Here is a 20,928-nt window from a genome sequence, read left to right as displayed (position 1 = left end):
GCGATTGTTTATTCCCATTCCAACGCCCCTTTTTTCCATTCGTAAATAAATCCAACGGTCAAAATGCCTAAGAAGACCATCATCGACCAAAATCCGAACCAGCCAATTTCCTTGAACGTAATCGCCCAGGGAAATAAAAACGCGACCTCGAGATCGAAGATAATGAATAACAACGATACCAAGTAAAACCGCACATCGAATTTATGACGGGCATTGTCGAATGCCTCGAATCCGCATTCATAAACGGAAACTTTTTCCGAATCCGGCTTGTGCGGCGCAACAAAAAACGAGGCAATTAAGATGACGGCGGATAGACCCACGGCAATGCCGAGGAAAATCATAATAGGATAATAATCTACCAAATAGTCGGTCACGTAAACGAACCCCTTGGAAAAACCCTGTAGGAATAAATTAGAATGATTCTTATGTAGCGCAAATATGCGCCAAACCCTGCATCCGGGCAAGGAAAATTAAGAATTTACACCGCTAATGTTAACAGCTGTGCAAAGCTTATTCTAAATTGTAAGTATCTTATTAGCTTCTGAATATAGTTCATAAGTATATGATATATAGCCGCAGTGATAACAATAAAGATAAAGTAGCAGTTGCCCTAATAATATAACTAATACACCGACGACTGTCTCAAACGTATTTCTACAAACGCTCGATCAAAAAAGATTGAAAAGTCCCGCCGAAAGTCACGCTATTAACGTAATTATTAACTGGAGAAATTTTTATGAAGAGCAAAAAACCGTTGTCACATAGCGGCTTAAATAATGGCGGGAGCGACGGGACTCGAACCCGCGACCTCCTGCGTGACAGGCAGGCGTTCTAACCAACTGAACTACACCCCCGTTTAAGGGAGCACCTTATTAATCATTATTGCCTGTAATGTCAATATACGTATTGCGCGACAAAAAACCCTTTATTTCCTGGGTTTTTAAGAGCTTACGGCTTTTTTCCGGCGTAAATCGGCCCAATAATCGATGCGTTCTTTGATGGTTTTTTCATACCCCAAACCTTTGGGCTGATAAAATTGTTCACGGTGCATGGTATCGGGAAAATAATTCTGGCCGGAAAAACCTTGTTCGGCATCATGGTCATATTCATACCCTTTGCCGTAACCGATTTCCTGCATCAATTTAGTCGGCGCGTTCAGAATATGTTTGGGCGGCATAGCAGATCCGGTTTGCCGCGCCGCGCGCCAGGCGGCCCCTTGCGCAATATAAGCGGCATTGGATTTCGGCGCCGTGGCCAAATAAATTGTCGCCTGCACAATCGCGAGTTCACCTTCGGGCGATCCCAAACGATCAAATGTTTCCCATGCTGCGATACATTGGGTTAGCGCATTTGGATCGGCGATACCGATATCCTCGGATGCAAAACGCGTCATCCGGCGCAGTACATAATGCGGATCTTCGCCCGCAGTCAACATCCGCGCCAACCAGTATAAGGCCGCATCCACATCCGATCCGCGTAGCGATTTATGCAAGGCGCTGATTAAATTATAATGGCCTTCGCGGTCCTTATCATATAATGGCGCGCGTTTTTGCAAGAATTGCGTCAACGCCGCTTTGTCCATCGGTTGTTTTGGGTTCTGGCCGAATAATTGTTCCGCCATATTCAAAATATATCGCCCGTCCCCATCCGCCATCTGCACCAATAATTCCCGCGCATTTTCATCCAGCGGCAATTTTTTATTCAAATATTTTTCCGCGCGCTGCAACAGCGTTTCCAAATCTTCCGGCGTTAAGGCGTTTAAAACCAGCACCTGACAACGCGACAATAACGCGGCGTTCAATTCAAACGATGGATTCTCCGTGGTCGCGCCCAGCAATGTAATCGTGCCATCTTCGACATAAGGCAGAAATGAATCTTGCTGACTGCGGTTGAAACGGTGAATCTCGTCGACGAACAGCAAGGTTCCCATGCCGTCTTGTGCCCTCGCCCGCGCGGCTTCGAACACTTTTTTCAAATCCGCGACGCCGGAAAACACTGCCGATAATTGTTCGAAATATAAATTGGCTTTTTCCGCGATCAGCCGCGCGATGGTGGTTTTGCCGCACCCGGGCGGACCCCAGAAAATGATCGATGGCAATTTGCCGGCACTCAAAATTTTGGTCAGCGTGCCATCCGGCCCCAATATATGATTTTGGCCGACGATGTCTTCCAGCCGTTGCGGGCGCAATTGGTCTGCCAGCGGCGTTGTTTGCGCCGATTTTGCAGAAAACAAGGTTTTGGATTGGGGTTTGGCCATGGCCCATAATATAGGCCGAATAGAACAAAAAGGAAACTCTTTAACCCTTTGATTTAGGCGTGAAACTATAGTGATTATCCCGCTTGATTTTGAATGGCTTTTGCTTTAATAAAGCAACTCCCTTTGGATAAGGGCGCTTAGCTCAGCTGGGAGAGCATCTCGTTTACACCGAGAGGGTCGGCGGTTCGATCCCGTCAGCGCCCACCAGTCTTCACGCAGCGAAGACTGTCGCGCCGAAGCCCTTTAGGGCGAAGGCGGACTAAAGCACCTCGTGCTACAACTAGGCAAGCCACGCCCCTTTTATTACCGCCCCTCATCCTTTCTTAGAAGTTCGCGTGGGACACCACCTCCACCACCATCATTCTCCACCGCCACAAAATTCTTCCAAGGCCTGATTGGCCTTGCGCCTTCGGTGACGATAATATCGGTTGCGCAGCGATGACCCAGCAAAGCGGATTTTTTCCAACCCCAATTGCGCGCCATGCCATATAACAATCCGGCCGCGAATGCATCCCCCGCCCCGGTGGTGTCCGTAACTGTTGCCACGGGTGTCGTCGGAATAAAATGTACTTCCACCCCGCGAATATGAACGCCATCGCCACCGCTTGTTTCACACCAAGTAATAGTGTGTGGCCATTTGGCATGCAATTCGGCACTGTCGGCGAAACCTAAATTATTCGACAAAGCTTGAAATTCGGTGCGATTACCGATAACGATATCGACTTCGGCCAGTAAAGCGCGGGTAAAATCGGCGGACCGGATCGATGGATCATAGGATTGCAGGTTGATGACTTTGCGTGCCTGCCGCGCAAGACGGGCGGCATGGCGCAAGACCGGTAAATGGGATTCATGCCAAAACGGCAGACCGAAAAACACAAATTGGCCGCTAGATAGCAGCCCTGCGGGCATATCGTTTACACCAAGGTCCATCGATACGCCTTGATTGGTGATAAAGGATCGCTCGCCATCCGGCGTGACCAGCACCAAGCAACAGGCCGTATCGCCCCCCTTGATGACCGTTTTGTTTTTGTCCATGAACACATTGCGTTGACGGTAATCGTCTTGAAATATCCGGCCGCGCGCATCGTCGCCATATTTGCCGATAAACGCCCCCCAGCCGCCAAGATTGGCGATCCCCGCAATCGTATTGGCCACAGGCCCGCCTGCAATCTTCCGGCCCGGGGGAAGCGAAGCGAGAATACGCTCGATCTCATCGATGTTCGCGGGGCGGGAACCGCATTTAGTTAGGCCAAGCCTGGATAAATCGGCATCAGAAACCCGCACCCATTCATCGGTATACGCTTTGCAAATTCCAACGACGTCGTACTGCATAATCCTGCCTAACATGAAAAAAGGCCGGTCATTGGACCGGCCTTTGGAATTTCGCATGCCTTTAACGATTAGGCAACAGCATCTTTCAAACCTTTGCCGGATTTGAATTTTGGCTGTTTGCGAGCTTTGATTTGGATGGTTTGGCCGGTGCGTGGGTTGCGGCCGGTGGTTGCGGCGCGTTTGGTGATGTAAAACTTGCCGAATGGGGTCAAGTTGACATCATCGTTGCTTTTCAGCGCTTTGGTAATCACGTCGCTGCACACTTCCCAGAATTTCTGGCATTGGGCTTTTGACAGGCCGGATTTCTTCGACACGGCTTCGATAAATTCACCTTTATTCATGATAGTCCTCGTGGAGGTTAGGGTTGCGAGTGCTTAAAAGGCCTGGAAGTCAGGGGTTCTCGCAAACGGCTCGGTTTAGGAAGCGTTCGGAAATCCCATAAAAACCAGCGTTACATGAAATTAAAGGCCCTATTTAAAAACCGGTCAAGTCCACAAATGCTGATTTTATAGGGCTTTCCTGCTTTTCGGTGGATAAAAATGCTGGAAATATTGGGGTTTTCGAGGGGTAAAAAGCAATTAAGCGTATGATTGCAAATGCAAAAATACGCTTAATCCTTGTCCGTGAATTTTGTTAATGCGCGGTTACGCCATCATCCGCCGGGCCATCTTTTTTGGCCGTGGTGGGTTCAATCACGTCTTCCGGCCATTCGATAGCAACGGGTTGACGGATCAAGGCATGTTTCAAAACTTCGTCGGCAATGGACACTGGAATAATTTCCAGCGACTTTTTGACGTTGTCCGGAATATCCGCAAGATCTTTTTCATTTTCCTGGGGAATCAAGACGGTTTTAATGCCGCCACGATGCGCCGCCAGTAATTTTTCTTTCAGACCACCGATGCCCAACACGCGGCCACGCAATGTGATCTCGCCAGTCATGGCGATATCTTTGCGCACCGGAATACCGGATAACACCGATACGATCGATGTGCACATCGCGATACCGGCCGATGGGCCGTCTTTCGGCGTGGCGCCTTCGGGAACGTGAATATGAATATCGCGTTTTTCAAACAAAGGCGGTTTGATGCCATAAGAAAGCGCTTTGGAACGAACGAACGAGGCTGCGGCTTGCACCGATTCCTGCATCACATCGCCCAATTTGCCGGTGATTTGCATTTTGCCCTTGCCGGGAACCACGACGGCTTCGATCGACAATAAATCGCCGCCAACTTCGGTCCAGGCAAGGCCGGTCGTCACGCCGACTTGGTCTTCGGTTTCAACCTCGCCATAGCGGAATTTGCGCACGCCAGCGAATTTTTCTAAATTCTTGCTGCTGACATCCACCTTTTTGACGCCTTCGATCATGATTTCTTTGACCGATTTACGGGCCAGGGTCATGATTTCGCGTTCCAGGTTCCGCACGCCAGCCTCGCGGGTGTAATAACGGATCAAATCGGTAAGCGCCGAGTCTTGAACTTTGAATTCGTCGTCCTTTAACCCATTTTCTTTAATTGCCTTGGGTAGCAAGTGACGGCGCGCGATTTCGATTTTTTCCTGTTCGGTATAGCCCGGAATGCGGATGATCTCCATCCGATCCAGCAACGGCTGCGACATACGCAGCGTATTGGCGGTGGTAACGAACATAACATCCGACAAATCATAATCGACTTCCAGATAATGATCCGCAAAAGTGCTGTTTTGTTCTGGATCCAGAACTTCGAGCAAGGCAGCCGCCGGATCGCCGCGCCAATCCGATCCCATTTTGTCGATTTCATCGAGCAAGAATAATGGGTTGGACGATTTGGCTTTTTTCATGCCCTGAATCACTTTGCCGGGCATGGATCCGATATAGGTTCTGCGGTGACCGCGTACTTCGGCTTCATCCCGCACGCCGCCAAGCGACATACGGACAAAGTTCCGGCCTGTGGCCTTGGCAATCGATTTGCCCAGCGAGGTTTTACCAACGCCAGGAGGGCCGACGAGGCACAAGATTGGACCGCGGATTTTTTTGGTGCGGGTTTGCACCGCCAAATGTTCGACAATGCGTTCTTTGACTTTTTCCAAGCCATAATGATCGGAATCCAGAATCGATTTTGCGTCTTTAAGATCCGATTTAATGCGCGATGGTTTTTTCCATGGAATCGACAGCATCCAGTCCAAATAATTGCGCACCACGGTCGCTTCGGCGGACATTGGCGACATGGTTTTCAGCTTTTTCAATTCGGCGCCGCATTTTTCGCGCGCTTCTTTGGACAGGCGCGTTTTCTTGATCCGTGTCTCCAGTTCCTGAATCTCGTTGGTACCGTCTTCGGATTCGCCCAATTCTTTTTGAATTGCCTTCAATTGTTCGTTCAAATAATACTCGCGCTGGGTTTTTTCCATTTGCTTTTTGACCCGGCTGCGGATTTTTTTGTCCATTTGCAGAACGCCGATTTCGGCTTCCATGTACGCGAATACTTTTTCCAGACGCTTGGAAACATCCATGGTTTCCAGCAATTCTTGCTTTTCAGCGATTTTCAGGCCGAATTGCGTTTCGGCGTTTTTAACCGGCAAGTGAGATGCGATCGAATCGGCCAATTTGCTGGCGCCTTCGATTTGGTTGATCGAAACCAATACTTCCGGTGGAATTTTTTTGTTCAGCTTGACGTAATTTTCAAACTGCGTCGATACCGCGCGCGCCAAAGCCTCGGTTTCGTTCTGATCCGGAATTTCGTCTTTGATCGGTTCGATCTTGGCTTGGTAATAATTTGGATGATCGATGTATTCGATAATTTTCGCCCGGTAAACGCCTTCGACCAAAACCTTTACGGTTTCATCCGGCAATTTCAGCATTTGCAGAATTGTGCCCACGGTGCCGATTTTGTAAATCTCGTCGGTTTTTGGATCGTCTTGGTCTTTATTGATTTGGGTTGCGAGCAGAATTTGCTTGTCATCCAACATGACTTCTTCCAGCGCCCGAACGGATTTTACCCGGCCTACGAAAAGCGGCACGATCATATGCGGAAACACCACAATATCGCGCAACGGCAAAACTGGGATTATCTGATTACGGCTGGATTCGGTCATTAAGCACCCTTTGGCTTGTATATTTATGGACTAAAGATTCCACGCGATAGCATGGTCTATTATATAGTAAATAGGTTAAAATAAGCAAAAATCTAGCTGGCTGCCGCCGCGCTGTCCTTTTTCTTATCCCCATAAATATAGATAGGCTGACCCTTGGTTTCAACCACCTCGCGGTTAATGACGACCTCGTTTACATCCGTCATGCCAGGCAGATTATACATGGTTTCGAGCAATATCGATTCCATGATGGTCCGCAAACCGCGTGCCCCGGTATTGCGCTTGATCGCCTTTTCCGCGATCGCCTTTAATGCGTCTTCCTGGAAGGTCAGTTTTACGCCTTCCATGTCGAACAAACGGCCATATTGTTTGCACAATGCGTTTTTTGGACGGGTAAGAATTTCGATCAATGCGTCGACATTCAAATCTTCCAGCGTGGCGATCACCGGCAAACGGCCGATAAATTCTGGAATCAATCCGTATTTCAGCAAATCTTCGGGTTCCAATTCGCGCAAGATCGCGCCGGCACGCCGATCGTCCGGACCACGCACTTCGGCGCCGAATCCGATGGCACTGCCCTTGCCGCGAGTCGAGATAATTTTTTCGATCCCGGCGAACGCGCCGCCGCAAATAAATAGAATGTTGGTGGTATCGACTTGCAGGAACTCTTGTTGCGGATGTTTACGGCCGCCCTGCGGTGGAACCGACGCGGTCGTGCCTTCCATCAATTTCAACAAGGCCTGCTGTACGCCCTCGCCCGAAACGTCGCGGGTAATGGACGGGTTATCCGATTTACGGGAAATTTTGTCGATTTCGTCGATATACACGATACCTTTTTGCGTGCGCTCGACATTGTAATCGGCCGCTTGCAATAAGCGCAGGATAATATTTTCAACGTCTTCACCGACATAACCGGCTTCGGTCAATGTGGTGGCGTCGGCCATGGTGAACGGCACATCCAAAATGCGCGCCAAGGTTTGCGCCAATAATGTTTTGCCCGAACCGGTCGGACCGATCAGCAAGATATTCGATTTGTTGATTTCGATATCGTTGCTTTTCGCGGCGGCGGCAAGACGTTTATAGTGGTTATGCACCGCAACCGATAAAACTTTTTTAGCGAAGTCCTGACCGATCACATAATCATCCAAAATTTTGCGGATTTCGACCGGGGTTGGAATCGTATCGCCGGATTTGACCAGCGCGGATTTGCTTTCTTCGCGAATAATGTCTACGCATAATTCAACGCATTCATCGCAGATGAATACGGTTGGCCCGGCGATTAATTTGCGAACTTCGTGTTGTGATTTTCCGCAGAACGAGCAGTACAAGGTGTTTTTGCTATCGGCATTTTTGCTCATGAAAACTGACGCGGACCGCGCCCCCTAGGTTCGTTGCAACAAGAAAGAACATCTTGTTACCAGGATCGCCTGAATGTGGTTAATATTCTATGTATAGCATAGCGGTTAGGCTTGGTTTTCCGCGCTATTTCCTTTCGAATATCGGCACAAAAATTATCCATAGTCACTTGATTGGCACAGAAACCACAAACACCACAGACAATATCACAGTTATTGGTTATGTATCTCTAGCGGCGCTTATTGCGAGCGGCATCCCCGGCAGTGTGTTGCCGGAATATACAAGGCGGCGCGAAAGAATCGCCGTTTTGTATGAACGGCGCCAGCTTGTAAAATTGGCGGACGGCGCCGGTATGCCATATTTATTTATGATTTTGAGGCATCTTGGCTTGCTTTAAAAAATTTTCGCGGGAAATTTGACCCTGTCTTGTAGCCAGGTTTTTTTCAACGCGGCCCAAAAATTCTATAGAGGTTTTATTGAAGGTTGGATTCGTTTCTCTTCTGTATTTTAAAAGCTGTTGGGTCGCCGCTAAAGTTCTTTGCAGCAAATAGGCTTCTCTTCCTCCAAACTCTTCCCAAGTCTTTTGATGACGCGGGGGCCCAAGATCGTCGAAAACCACAGTTTTTATAGCCTCTTCCAGCACTATCGTCGCTTCAATCTGCTGTTTGTCGGGACGCTGACCTTGTACGGGGGGCTGGATCGCGTCCTTTATTAAGGCCGCAACTTTGTCCAATGGCGCGCCTTCCGCTTGATAGTCACGAAGAAGGGGATGCTCTTGAGCTTGAGCACCTTCCATATAAGCCATCACGGCTGCCAAGAATTCTTTGTTAACTTTCAATCTTTGATCGAAATGCTGAGTTTCCACGGTCTGCAATGCCTTCGCCCCTTATGATATAATTGTTCTTACGATAGAATATGCTTATTATATCATATCCCAAAACAATATGGAAGGGCGCATTGCAAACATTTTATTGTTTATTTTCAACAACATTCATGCTTTTCCCAAGCCGAACAAGCCCGAGATTTTATGAATTGCTTTAAGAGGCGGTAAGGCGTTAAGCCGCTTTCTTGCCTTCTTCTTTGGATTCTTTTCCACCCGGGCGTTGTTCGACCACTTGGTCGATCAGGCCGAAATCTTTAGCCTCTTCTGGATTCATAAATTTATCGCGTTCCATCGACGATTGGATCAGATCCAATTTCTGGCCGGTGTGTTTGACATAGATTTGATTCAAACGTTGGCGCAGCGATAAAATTTCGCGGGCTTGAATTTCAATATCGGTTGCCTGGCCTTGCGCGCCGCCCGATGGCTGGTGAATCATCACCCGCGCATTTGGCAAGGCGAAACGCTTGCCTTTTTGACCGGCGGTCAGCAATAACGAACCCATCGATGCCGCCTGGCCGATACATACGGTCGAAACGTGGCAACGGATATATTGCATCGTATCATACATAGCAAGGCCCGAGGTAACAACGCCGCCTGGCGAGTTGATGTACATAAAAATGTCTTTGGTTGGATTTTCCGATTCCAAGAACAGCAATTGCGCGCAGATCAGGCACGACATAGTGTCGTTAACAGGGCCAGTCAGGAAAATGATCCGTTCTTTCAACAGGCGGGAGAAAATATCAAAAGACCGTTCCCCGCGTGCAGTTTGCTCGATAACGATAGGAACCAAGTCATTATACACTTCGATTGGATCGCGATCACGGATTAACATGGGGAACTCCTTTGATGATACCGCAATAAGATTTATTCTTTTTTGGCTTTCTTCGCTTTCGGCTTTGCTTCTTCCGCATCGCCGCTCGATTCAGCCTTCTTACTAGATTTAGCAGATTTCTTGCCGGAAGACTTCCCGGAATCATCGGCTGTGAATAAATCTTCTTTAGTGATTGATTTTACGGTGACATTGGCCACCTCGAAAATGAAATCGATCACTTTTTCTTCCAGTAATGGTCCCCGGATGCTCATCAGGGCCTGTGGCTGAGTGCTGTAAAATTCCACCACTTTTTGTTCCTGGCCCGGGTACCGTTGCGCTTCGGCGATAATGGCGCGGCGCAATTCATCATCCGATACTTCGATTTTATTGTGGCTGCCGATTTCCGACAATAACAGGCCCAGTTTTACCCGGCGTTCGGCAATGTCGCGCAATTCTTTTTCCATATCCGCGTCCGATTTTTCTTTGTCTTCGGCGGCGACTTGGTTGTTTTTCTTGGCTTCTTCGAATTGTTTCCAGATGGATTTGAATTCATCTTCGAGCAAACCTTGCGGCAATTCGAAATCGAATTCTTCGTGCAACACGTCAAACAGCGCCTTTTTATTTTTCTCGCGCGCGACGGCATCATATTCACGGCCGATTTGGGTTTTAGCCGCTTCTTTCAAATCATCCAGGCTTGGAAAGCCCAGGCGTTTAGCCAATTCATCATCGATTTTGGCTTCCATTTCTTCTTCGATCTTGTGCACGGTAATGGTAAAGGTCGCGGTTTTACCGGCAAGATTCGGCGCATGATATTCCGCCGGAAAACCGACTGGAATATCTTTGCTTTCGCCGACACTGATGCCGACAACGCCGCTTTCAAAATCCGGCAAGAAATTGCCTGATCCCAAATGCAATTTGTATCCTTTAGCTTCGCCGCCTTCGAATGCAACGCCATCGACCTTACCCAGAAAATCGATCGTTACATGATCGCCGGTTTTCGCGGCGCGTTTTTCGGTCAATTCGCGTGAAGCCTTGTGACGTTCGGACAAAGTTTTCAATGCTTCATCGATGTCTTTGTCGGTAACGTCGCACTTAATTTTTTCAAATTTTACTTTATCAAGGCCTTTGACTTTGATTTCCGGCATGACTTCAACGTCAAAAGTGTAAACCAAATCTTTGTCATCGCCGAATTCTTTAATTTCCACTTTTGGTGCAGCCGCAGCGCGCAGGCCCTTTTCCTCAAGCGCTTTGGTATAGGAATCGCGTACGGTGAAATCAACAACCTCACCCATGACCGAACCGCCGTATTTTTGTTTTAACAAAGTTGCTGGCGCCTTGCCTGGACGAAAACCAGGGATGGTCACCTTTTCGCTGATTTCCTGCAATTTGGTTTCAATATTTTGATTGATCACCGAGCGCGGAATTTTTACTTCGAAGCTGTGTTTCAATCCTTGTTTTTCTTTTTGTACGACTTGCATGATGATTCCTAAAATTTGTTATAATCGCTTTTTTGCAAATGCTCTACCTGAAGCTGTTTTAAGATATTTCTCAAAATTAATTGCTTGTTGTTTGTCTGCAAATGCTAAATAAGTTTTGATAATCCAGGGTTTATATTTGGCGGTATGTGGAACACTGCCTTCATTGTGATTTCTTACTCTAGTTTCTATATTTTCTGTGCATCCAGTATAATAATGATCTCCGACTTGACTTTTAATAATATAAACATAGTGCATTCTGATCCAGCCCGTCTACGCTGCTTCGCAGCTTCGACGCGACAGCCTTCTTACCTTTTATACTATCACCGCGAGCGTTGACAGAACAAGATCCGGCATGCCGAGCCGTAGCTCCGTAGGAGCGAAGGCTGGTGCGGGTAGAGGGGGTCGAACCCACACATCTTTCGATACTGGAACCTAAATCCAGCGCGTCTGCCAGTTCCGCCATACCCGCGTGCCATTGGACATAGCGGATGCCGCCCATAAGGTCAATATAAAGCGTCATTATTAAGTTATTGGTTTGTTTGATAAAATCAAGCCAAAGGGCCCAAAAAGCCGGTTTTATTGAATACGGGACAATTCAGGCCGCGTTCCATCGCCATTTTCCGGCAATAAAATCATCACTTCGTTAGGCGCCGCATACCCCAAGGTAGAACGCGCTTTTTCATCCAGCATGTCTTCGTCGATATGCGCGGGGTGCAACAACTGCACATGTTTTTCCATATCCAGCCGCTGATGGCGCAATTGCACCAATTGATTTTCGGAATAATGCAATTGCGACTGCAACCGCAGCATAGCCAAAATCCCTCGATCGCCCTGCACCAGGTGATAGGTAAAATAGCCGCAAATCAGCAGCCATAAAACGCTGCTGAACAAGGACCGTTCAGGGTCGCGGTGAAAGGATGAGAGTAATCGCATTACTCTTTAGAGGACCATATTTGTATGCAAGGGTCAAGGATTACAAAGAGTTGAAGCATAAAATGAATTTCCAAAAGTGCCGCGCGGATACGATTCACGACAGCCATTTGTGATTCCTTTTTGTCTCTTCGCGTGATATATTCCTATAGGATACGAGATAGAAATGAGAAGAACATTAACCTCCATCGGAGCAAGTTTTCTAGCGCTTAATTTAGCGGGTTGCGGAACGCAATCCGTTTTTGGTCCGCCAGCAACCGAACGGCAAGGTCCGGATGCTGGATTAGTGATCGCTGATACAACACAGATCAATCCCGACAATTCCGAATCTCTGACAGCACAAGATTTTTACAATTTTTTTTATAATTTGTCTGATGACGACTTGTTGCTGACCGCTATTTGGGCCGGAGATCAGGCAAATAAAAACAATAATTTACCCCCTGAATTGTGGGATGGAATGCACAAGGCAATCCAGGCAAAAATCCACCGCCGCCCCTCTTTTTTAAAAGATGAGATTCGATATCACCCTTTGCGCAGCAATAGCGATACGAACTTGTTGGTAGCCACCAACCATAAAGACAAGGATCTTTTTGTTTCCATACCGTCTTTTGACAGCGCACAAAAAAACATATCCAATTCCTTAATTCAACAAGCTGGAATGAATTGGCTTGCGGGAAACTGGATCAGCCTGATGTCTTATTTATCCAGGATCAAGGCACTGGGCAATCTGGCATCCTGGCCGGAATGTGGCGATTCTTATTTAAAAGACCCTTATGCCATTTTAAACCGGGTGATGGACCCCAATGCATCTGTAGTATGCGGAATCCCTAATTATTACCTTAAAGTAATTTACAACGCCGGCATGTATGAACAGGCCAACCAAGTGGCAATATACCCAAATGATGGAGTCAAAGTAGTCCAGCAACTAGGAATTGACTTGGAAAATTACGATTGGGATCATGCCACCGACGGTGCGCTGCTTGGCGACTATAATGTCGAAAGAGTGTCATTTGAACTCATCGACAATCAGATTGTTAGAAAAGTCAAACGCACGCCACATCCCATAACCTTTACCAGAACGGTTCAGCATGGCGTTTCCGTTCCTGCAATTTCTTTTACCGTTGATTACGATCAAATATATTCCGTTCCAACGTTAAAAATAATGGTCGGTGAACATAACCGAGTCGCGGCCATATTACAGGCTTGCGAAGCCAATCAGCGAAATGCTTTTGCGGACCCCGCCGTTCAAGCCGACTTGCAGCGCATAAAAATTCCGATGAGAAAACCGCGTACCGAGCTGGCAAAGGACACCAGCTCCGCTCTTTCAGAAATATCGAAAGCGGTTACAGAACGAACGCGATAATTTTCTACTGTTCGCTGCGTAAAATGCTGCGGCCGGCATATTTCGCCGATATACCCAATTCTTCTTCGATACGAAGCAATTGATTATATTTCGCCATACGATCGGAACGGCTTAGCGATCCGGTTTTAATCTGACCGCAATTGGTGGCAACCGCCAAATCCGCAATGGTGGTATCTTCGGTTTCGCCGGAACGGTGCGAAAATACCGATCCATAACCGGCATCGCAAGCCATCGATACGGCCTGCATTGTTTCGGTCAAAGTGCCGATTTGATTGACCTTGATCAGAATCGAATTGGCGCATTTTTTCTGAATACCTTCGTACAGGCGTTTTGGATTGGTGACGAATAAATCGTCGCCGACCAATTGCACCCGCTCGCCCATCGATTTGGTCATGTATTCCCAGCCCTTCCAATCGTCTTCGGCCAGACCATCTTCGATCGATACGATCGGGTAATCGGCAACCAGGCGGCGATACATAGCGACCAATTCCTCGCTGCTTAAAATTTTGCCTTCGCCTTCTAAATTATATTTGCCATCTTTGAAAAACTCGGTTGCGGCGACATCCAGCGCAATCATCACATCGTTGCCCGCCATATAGCCCGCGTTTTCAATAGATTTCATAATAAATTCAAGTGCTTGTTCAGCAGACTTCAAGTTTGGCGCAAAGCCGCCCTCGTCCCCCACATTGGTGCTGTGGCCCGCTTTTTTCAATTCCGATTTCAAGGCATGGAATACTTCCGATCCCATTTGCAAAGCCTTGGCAAAGGAATCCGCACCAACCGGCATGATCATGAATTCCTGAAAATCGATGGAATTGTCGCCGTGCGCGCCACCATTGATGATATTCATCAACGGCACCGGCAATGTGGTGGCAAAACGTCCGCCAATATAATGGTACAAAGGCTGGCCGTAATGCCCCGCCGCCGCCTTGGCGCAAGCCAGGCTGACGCCCAATGTAGCATTCGCGCCCAAACGTTCTTTGTTGGGCGTACCATCCATTTCAATTAAATTCGTGTCGATTAAAACTTGCTCTTCGGCTTCAAGCCCAATCAACGCATCGGCGATTTCATTATTCACCGCACCAACCGCCTTTAACACGCCTTTGCCGCCATAACGGTTAATGTCTTTATCGCGCAATTCCAATGCCTCGTGCGCGCCGGTGGATGCGCCCGATGGCACCGCGGCCCTGCCCCGCGCCCCGGATTCCAAAGTCACATCGACTTCGATAGTTGGGTTACCGCGGCTGTCTAAAATTTCGCGGGCGTGGATATGGGTAATGGTGGTCATGGAAACTCCGGATAAAATAAGAAAAACAACAGGGATTCATAGTCATAAACGGATTTTAATCCGTCGTCCACGGATTTTTAACGGCCGGCGCTAAACAATACTAAAGCAAGGCTATGTCGTTCCATTTGGCGTCTATGACTAGCCGCTCCTCGTTTTTGTCGCCTTTTAATTGCGGATTTTTCTTTCCATCGCTGCATTTTAACCGGCATGATTTTTCGGGCCACAAAATAAGGCGCGTTAATACAGCCAAAAAATATTTTCTTGCCGGCTTGTGCGGCGTATTGGGTGCCGGGCGGCGCGGCCATTTGTACATTTAAAAAGGCCGCATAACGATGGGCTTCCAATTTGGCGGCCACACGACCAACGGTGGTGGGTTGGCGGCATAAGCAATTCCATTTTACCTTATCGCGCCGGTACCGGCGGTAACAGAAATTGTAAATTGGCCTGCCAAGCAAGGATAACCACAAAAGACCTTTTGCAAGAAAAAATACAAAGGCACTGCCCAATATCCCGCCGGCAATTTTCAGTAAATCGTCCATGCATTATTTTTAGCCCAGTTTTTCCGAAGAAAAAAGCGGGTTAAAATCGCAAAATGCCTAGTTTAGAATCGGAATAAATAATGATTAATATTAAAAATTATGTCCGAGCGCGAACTGGTGTACCCATTCCTGCCTAAAGCTCCCTTACAGTTCTAGGAGCTACTTTAGTTACAGGCGCGGGGCTACTTGGAGTTGCGGCTGGATCAACCGATGCCGGTAAAGTTGATCTGGGATTTCTTGGCAAACCCCGTCTGCTGGCTTGGCTTCGTACTCGCCCCGGCAGGCCACCCTCAATAAGGGCACATTTATCTTCCCATTTACCCATCCAACACCCCTTATTTTTATGCTGCTAATGACAGCGGATTTTTCTTAGCCAAACGGTCGAATTCCATCAAATTGGCCAGCAATTCTGGCATTTGTTTCAATGGCACCATATTCGGGCCGTCCGATGGCGCGCAATCCGGATCTTGGTGCGTTTCGATGAACACACCCGCAACGCCCACGGCGATGGCCGCACGCGCCAGGATCGGTACGAATTCGCGCTGTCCGCCGGATGTTTCGCCCTGCCCGCCCGGTTGTTGCACGGAATGGGTGGCATCGAAAATCACCGGATATCCGGTTTGCGCCATGATCGGCAAGGACCGCATATCGGATACCAAAGTATTATATCCAAATGACGCGCCGCGTTCGCATAACAGAATTTTGTCGTTACCGGTCGAAGCAATTTTCGCCGCGACGTTTTTCATATCCCACGGCGCCAGGAACTGGCCTTTTTTCACATGGATCGCCGCGCCGGTTTTTCCAGCGGCTAGCAATAAATCTGTCTGGCGGCACAAAAACGCGGGTATTTGCAACACGTCTACCGCTTGCGCCGACGGGGCACATTGCGCGGCATCATGAACATCAGTCAGAACAGGAACTGAAAATTTTTCGCGCACATCGTTTAAAATCTGCAAGCCCTGGTCCATGCCAATTCCGCGTGCGGATTTCACGCTAGTGCGGTTGGCCTTGTCGTAACTGGATTTATAAATCAGATTGATGCCCAATTTTTTGGTAATGTCGCGCAACGCACCCGCAATTTCCATCGCATGATCGCGCGATTCGATCTGGCATGGGCCGGCGATCAGGGTTAATGGCAAATCATTGCCGATTTTGTAATTCTTTAATGTAACGTGTTTCATGCCGTTTTATATAGCATAATTGTCATTCTGAGCGAAGCGAAGAATCTCAGCCTCAAAACGCCTTTGTTGAACCAGATCCTTCGCCTACGGCTCAGGATGACAACTTATTATGGTGTTTGTGGGGCCTGATAAGGTCTGGTCACGCGGTATAAAGAGCCCGGATATTTTTCATATTTCTTGATGATCGATTCCAACACGCCGCTATATTGCAATTCACGCGTGGCGTTGTTGATCATGTTTTGCATTTCTATCTGACCCCGTTTTAATGACAAGGACGATCCAAATAAACGAATTGGTTCTGGCATTGTCACTTGGCGGATCTTACCCGGATTCTGCGCATTAAACCGATACCCAAGCGGCAATCCGGTAATTGTAGCATCCGCCTTGCCGGAAGCCACATCCATCAATGGCGCCATCAAATCCTGGCTTTCCGGATGGGTAATTTTTTGCGCTTTCGGGAAGTCGCGATTGCCAACAATGAATGGCGTCGTTCCTTCGACCGACGATAATTTTACCGATGCATCATTAAGCAGCGATAAGTTATGATCAAAACGCTTGTCATCCGCGCGCGTATAGACGCCGAGAGCTACATATAAAATTGGCGTGGTGTAATCGATATACCGGCCGCGCGCCGCATTTTGATAATCGCCAGCGCACATCATATCGAACCGGTCACTTTGCAACGCCTCGACATGTGGGCCAAAACCGGTTTCTTCGACCCATTCCACTTTCAGCGATAAGGTCTTGCCAATTTGATTCAGATAATCATAATAAATACCGGACATGGTTCCCGTATTGATATCCTTCATCAAAAACGGTTCCCAGATATGATACCCGCAACGAATAGTTTTTGTACGCATCACACGGTCGTAAACCGATTCTTTTGCAGATGTCGCACTTACCGAATTCTGCCCGCCAAACCAACCACCAATCGCAAACACAACCACCGCGACGGCGATGATATGGAGATAGAATGATAAGGTTGTTTTGGGCATAATGTTTTTACTGGGTCTGTGAAGCAATAGGTTGCGGAGATTTATAAGGATTATCGACGCGCAGAAAATCTCCGGGCGCAATTTCCCATTTCGCTAAAATATGATTGATTTGGCCGTTATTCAGCATTTCGCCGATAGAAGTATTGAACATGGCCGTCAAATCATGCTCGCCCGATTTAAAGGCAATTGTAAACGGAAAAATTTGCAAAGGCGCAATGCCGGGAATTTGCCGCAAGGCGCCCGGATTAGCGCGCAAATAATCATGCACGCCGTTGGTGTCCCATAATATAATGTCGGCTTTATTGTCGCCGACAATCATCGGCGCATCGCTGTAAGGCACGTTGGGCGACATGCTGTAAATACCAGCTTGCGGAAAAGCCTGTGCCGCAACAACCGTCAACAGATTGCCATCCTGCGTTACGATACGGGTCGAAGGTTGATTAATCGCCGCCGCATTATTATCGAATCTATGGTCATCCCCGCGCACCCATGGATAAACGGCGGCATAAAATAGCGGCTGGGTAAACACCGCCGCTTTGCTGGACTGCGCCATCGCCCACACGGGCGAGCAAAGCGCATCATACCGATTGGTTTGCAGACCTTGCCACATGGTCGGGAAATCAACCTTCTCTGTCCACTCGATTTTTAGATCCAGTTTCTTGCCGAATTCTTCCCATACATCTTTGGCAAAACCTTTGATCTCGCCCGTATTCGCATCCTGAGACATTACCGGCGCAAAAAGATAATACCCGCAACGAATAGTTTTGGTGCGCATGACGCGGTCATAAGCGGATTCGGTTTTTGCTACGCTACTATGATCCGATTTTTGCCCACCAACCCAATTGCCAATTGCAAATACGATCACCGCAACCGCGACGATATGGAGATAGAATGATAAAGTTGTTTTTGGCATTGATTATTGTCCCGCAAACGGTTTAGCTACCCGGACATATAGTTTTTTGTCTGGATCGTATTTATTTAAAATTTTGTCGATCGTGCCGTCATAAACCAGCTGTTTAGTGGTTTCTTCCAGCATATGTTTTAAGCGCTCTTGGTTCGGGGCAACTGACAAAGTAATGGCGATATGGCTAATCGGTTTATCCGGCGTTAAAAATTTTAAACTTTCCGGATTACTGGCCATGAATTGCTTGGCCGAAATCGAATCGACAATGGTAAAATCCGCCTTGCCGGTCGATACCGCCAAAAACAAATCCGAAACCTGGCCATTCCCTGGTACTTGCAAAGTTTTGGTAGCGGGGAAAAGTTTATCGCGCGTCATCGCGGAATTTTCACCATCCATAACCGCCGCAGTAAGGTCGGCGGAATTCAAATCTTCGATTTTAGAAAATCGATTATCATCCGCACGCACAAAAATATGATAGGGTAAAAAGAATACCGGCTGCAAATATTCGGCGAACTTCGCCCGGTGCGCGGTCGGCCAGCCGCCGCTGCATTCCACATCGAACCGGTTATTTTTTAAATCTTCTAAATAGGTGCCAAGATTGATTTCTTCCTGCCAGACAATTTCCAGATCCAGCGCCTTGCCCACTTCTTCCACATATTCGGTAATCGGCCCAGTCAATTTGCCGGTGGTCAAATCTTTTTCCTGCAAGGGAGGCCAGGTCAGAAATCCACAGCGTATTTTTTTGGCCGCCACAACGCGATCATAGACAGATTCCGTTTTTACCGATGCCGGTTGATCCGATTTCTGTCCGCCAAACCAGCTACCAATCGCAAACACAACCACCGCGACGGCGATGATGTGGAGATAGAAGGATAAGGTTGTTTTGGGCATAGCGGTCTCCTTGTGAGAGGTTACACCAACCGCGATTGCTCCACCGCGGCGCCGATGAACGACGTGAATAACGGATGCGGTTCGAACGGTTTCGATTTCAATTCGGGGTGGAATTGCACGCCGATGAACCATGGATGATCGCGCAGTTCGACGATTTCCGGCAAAACGCCGTCTGGCGATAAGCCAGAAAACCATAAGCCGGATTTTTCCAATTTTTCGCGATAGCCGATATTGACTTCATACCGGTGGCGGTGGCGTTCGGAGATCGTGTCGGAACCATAAATGTCGCGTACTTTTGATCCTTTGGCCAATTTCGCTTCATAGGCGCCAAGGCGCATCGTGCCGCCCATATTGTCGCCCACTTTGCGTTTTTCAACTTCGTTGCCGCGTTGCCATTCGGTCATCAAACAAATCACCGGATCGTCGCATGGACCAAATTCGGTGGAGCTTGCCTTGTTCAATCCCAAAACATGACGTGCACTTTCGACCACTGCCATTTGCATGCCAAAACATATGCCAAAATACGGCACTTTGCGCGTGCGGGCGAATTGCGCCGCGTTGATTTTGCCTTCAATGCCGCGAATGCCGAATCCGCCTGGAACCAGAATCCCGTGCGATCCGGACAGGGCCTGAATCACTTCGTCCATGGATTTATTTTCCAATTTTTCGGAATCGACCCAATCCAAATTGACTTTTACTTTGTTGGCAATGCCGCCATGCGCCAAGGCTTCGATCAGGGATTTATAGGAATCTTTCAAGCTGACATATTTGCCAACGATGGAAATTTTGACTTCGCCTTCGGGGTTATCGATCCGCTGCATAATATTTTGCCAGCGCGATAAATCGATTTTGCCAGGCGTAATGTTGAAATGCGCCAGAACTTGTTTATCCAAACCTTCTTCGTGATACCGTAACGGCACGCGGTAAATATTGTCGACATCCGGCGCGTTGATAACGTTTTGATCTTTGATGTTGCAAAACAGCGCGATTTTTTTGCGCGCTTCGGGCGATAATGGCAATTCCGTGCGGCACAATAACATATGCGGCTGAATCCCGTTCGATAACAATTCTTTGACCGAGTGTTGGGTTGGTTTGGTTTTCGCTTCGCCCGCCACATGTACAACGGGAACCAACGTCACGTGAATAAACAGCGTGCGCTCCGAACCCATTTCATTGCCCAGCTGACGAATCGCCTCGAGAAAAGGCAGCGATTCAATATCGCCCACCGTGCCGCCAACCTCGCACAATACGAAGTCAGCCTCGCCAGTATCGTTTTTTACAAATTCTTTAATCGCATCGGTGACGTGCGGAATAACCTGTACGGTCGCGCCCAGATAATCGCCGCGACGTTCCCGGCCCAACACCTCGGAATAAATCCGGCCGGATGTGACGTTGTCGGACTTGCGCGCCGAAACGCCGGTATAGCGTTCATAATGGCCCAGATCCAAATCGGTTTCCGCGCCGTCATCGGTGACGAACACTTCGCCATGTTGTTGCGGACTCATCGTGCCGGGATCGACGTTCAAATAGGGATCGAGTTTGCGCAGGCGTACTTTGAATCCACGGGCTTGAAGCAGCGCGCCCAACGAAGCGGAAGCAAGTCCTTTGCCCAGAGAAGACACCACACCACCAGTTATAAAAATAAATCTAGCCATGT

Annotated in this window: 19 protein-coding genes and 3 tRNA genes; 2 read left to right on the top strand and 20 right to left on the bottom strand. The window is 48.2% G+C overall.

Annotation, left to right across the window (positions count from 1 at the left end):
* Window positions 1-8 precede the first annotated feature (8 nt).
* The 3 genes from EYC62_08585 to EYC62_08575 form a co-directional block, all read right to left on the bottom strand.
* Window positions 9-374, bottom strand: coding sequence for an NADH-quinone oxidoreductase subunit A (locus EYC62_08585; GenBank protein ID TAH32780.1), 366 nt, complete (start codon window positions 372-374; stop codon window positions 9-11).
* 403 nt (window positions 375-777) lie between these two features.
* Window positions 778-854, bottom strand: a tRNA-Asp gene (locus EYC62_08580).
* 86 nt (window positions 855-940) lie between these two features.
* The gene (locus EYC62_08575) at window positions 941-2,257 is read right to left on the bottom strand and encodes a replication-associated recombination protein A (protein ID TAH32779.1); all 1,317 of its coding nucleotides are present in this window, start codon (window positions 2,255-2,257) and stop codon (window positions 941-943) included.
* Between the two features lie 131 nt (window positions 2,258-2,388).
* Between EYC62_08575 and EYC62_08570 the strand changes: the two genes are divergently transcribed.
* A tRNA-Val gene (locus tag EYC62_08570) sits at window positions 2,389-2,464 on the top strand.
* Between the two features lie 96 nt (window positions 2,465-2,560).
* Here EYC62_08570 and EYC62_08565 read toward each other — a convergent pair.
* The 10 genes from EYC62_08565 to EYC62_08520 all read right to left on the bottom strand — a co-directional run bounded on the left by EYC62_08565 (window position 2,561) and on the right by EYC62_08520 (window position 12,113).
* Window positions 2,561-3,646 carry an adenosine kinase gene (locus tag EYC62_08565; GenBank protein ID TAH32778.1) on the bottom strand — a complete coding sequence of 362 codons (1,086 nt, stop codon included), beginning with the start codon at window positions 3,644-3,646 and terminating at the stop codon, window positions 2,561-2,563.
* A gap of 11 nt (window positions 3,647-3,657) precedes the next feature.
* Window positions 3,658-3,930 carry an HU family DNA-binding protein gene (locus EYC62_08560; protein ID TAH32777.1) on the bottom strand — a complete coding sequence of 91 codons (273 nt, stop codon included), beginning with the start codon at window positions 3,928-3,930 and terminating at the stop codon, window positions 3,658-3,660.
* Between the two features lie 292 nt (window positions 3,931-4,222).
* Window positions 4,223-6,655, bottom strand: a complete 2,433-nt coding sequence (locus EYC62_08555) for an endopeptidase La (protein ID TAH32776.1) — start codon at window positions 6,653-6,655, stop codon at window positions 4,223-4,225.
* Window positions 6,656-6,747: 92 nt separating this feature from the next.
* Complete coding sequence (gene clpX, locus EYC62_08550; protein ID TAH32775.1) at window positions 6,748-8,010, bottom strand: ATP-dependent Clp protease ATP-binding subunit ClpX; 1,263 nt, start codon at window positions 8,008-8,010, stop codon at window positions 6,748-6,750.
* Between the two features lie 359 nt (window positions 8,011-8,369).
* Complete coding sequence (locus EYC62_08545) at window positions 8,370-8,882, bottom strand: hypothetical protein (GenBank protein ID TAH32774.1); 513 nt, start codon at window positions 8,880-8,882, stop codon at window positions 8,370-8,372.
* A gap of 181 nt (window positions 8,883-9,063) precedes the next feature.
* The gene (clpP, locus tag EYC62_08540) at window positions 9,064-9,717 is read right to left on the bottom strand and encodes an ATP-dependent Clp endopeptidase proteolytic subunit ClpP (GenBank protein TAH32847.1); all 654 of its coding nucleotides are present in this window, start codon (window positions 9,715-9,717) and stop codon (window positions 9,064-9,066) included.
* A 38-nt stretch (window positions 9,718-9,755) separates the two neighbouring features.
* Window positions 9,756-11,180 carry a trigger factor gene (locus EYC62_08535; GenBank protein TAH32773.1) on the bottom strand — a complete coding sequence of 475 codons (1,425 nt, stop codon included), beginning with the start codon at window positions 11,178-11,180 and terminating at the stop codon, window positions 9,756-9,758.
* 18 nt (window positions 11,181-11,198) lie between these two features.
* The gene (locus tag EYC62_08530) at window positions 11,199-11,435 is read right to left on the bottom strand and encodes a GIY-YIG nuclease family protein (GenBank protein ID TAH32772.1); all 237 of its coding nucleotides are present in this window, start codon (window positions 11,433-11,435) and stop codon (window positions 11,199-11,201) included.
* Window positions 11,436-11,564: 129 nt separating this feature from the next.
* A tRNA-Leu gene (locus EYC62_08525) sits at window positions 11,565-11,649 on the bottom strand.
* A gap of 107 nt (window positions 11,650-11,756) precedes the next feature.
* Window positions 11,757-12,113, bottom strand: a complete 357-nt coding sequence (locus EYC62_08520; GenBank protein TAH32771.1) for a septum formation initiator family protein — start codon at window positions 12,111-12,113, stop codon at window positions 11,757-11,759.
* 163 nt (window positions 12,114-12,276) lie between these two features.
* Between EYC62_08520 and EYC62_08515 the strand changes: the two genes are divergently transcribed.
* The gene (locus tag EYC62_08515; GenBank protein TAH32770.1) at window positions 12,277-13,473 is read left to right on the top strand and encodes a hypothetical protein; all 1,197 of its coding nucleotides are present in this window, start codon (window positions 12,277-12,279) and stop codon (window positions 13,471-13,473) included.
* 4 nt (window positions 13,474-13,477) lie between these two features.
* Here EYC62_08515 and EYC62_08510 read toward each other — a convergent pair whose 3' ends face one another.
* The 7 genes from EYC62_08510 to EYC62_08480 all read right to left on the bottom strand — a co-directional run bounded on the left by EYC62_08510 (window position 13,478) and on the right by EYC62_08480 (window position 20,926).
* Entirely contained in the window at window positions 13,478-14,761 is a 1,284-nt protein-coding gene (locus EYC62_08510; protein TAH32769.1) for a phosphopyruvate hydratase, read from the bottom strand.
* A gap of 77 nt (window positions 14,762-14,838) precedes the next feature.
* Window positions 14,839-15,300 carry a hypothetical protein gene (locus tag EYC62_08505; GenBank protein ID TAH32768.1) on the bottom strand — a complete coding sequence of 154 codons (462 nt, stop codon included), beginning with the start codon at window positions 15,298-15,300 and terminating at the stop codon, window positions 14,839-14,841.
* Between the two features lie 341 nt (window positions 15,301-15,641).
* A complete protein-coding gene (locus EYC62_08500) occupies window positions 15,642-16,481 on the bottom strand; it encodes a 3-deoxy-8-phosphooctulonate synthase (GenBank protein ID TAH32767.1) in 840 nt (279 codons plus the stop codon).
* Between the two features lie 107 nt (window positions 16,482-16,588).
* Entirely contained in the window at window positions 16,589-17,476 is an 888-nt protein-coding gene (locus EYC62_08495; protein ID TAH32766.1) for a transporter substrate-binding domain-containing protein, read from the bottom strand.
* Window positions 17,477-17,483: 7 nt separating this feature from the next.
* A complete protein-coding gene (locus EYC62_08490; GenBank protein TAH32765.1) occupies window positions 17,484-18,389 on the bottom strand; it encodes a transporter substrate-binding domain-containing protein in 906 nt (301 codons plus the stop codon).
* Window positions 18,390-18,392: 3 nt separating this feature from the next.
* Window positions 18,393-19,403 (bottom strand): transporter substrate-binding domain-containing protein, encoded by a 1,011-nt coding sequence (locus EYC62_08485; GenBank protein TAH32764.1) that lies wholly within the window; start codon window positions 19,401-19,403, stop codon window positions 18,393-18,395.
* Window positions 19,292-20,926 carry a CTP synthase gene (locus EYC62_08480; protein TAH32763.1) on the bottom strand — a complete coding sequence of 545 codons (1,635 nt, stop codon included), beginning with the start codon at window positions 20,924-20,926 and terminating at the stop codon, window positions 19,292-19,294. Before EYC62_08480 ends, EYC62_08485 begins: the two co-directional genes overlap by 112 nt.
* Between the last annotated feature and the right edge of the window lie 2 nt (window positions 20,927-20,928).

This window comes from Alphaproteobacteria bacterium, from assembly GCA_004295055.1.
Taxonomy (GTDB): domain Bacteria; phylum Pseudomonadota; class Alphaproteobacteria; order SHNJ01; family SHNJ01; genus SHNJ01.
The sequence above is the reverse complement of the archived record's forward strand: the minus strand, read 5'-3'. Positions and strand labels throughout refer to the sequence as shown.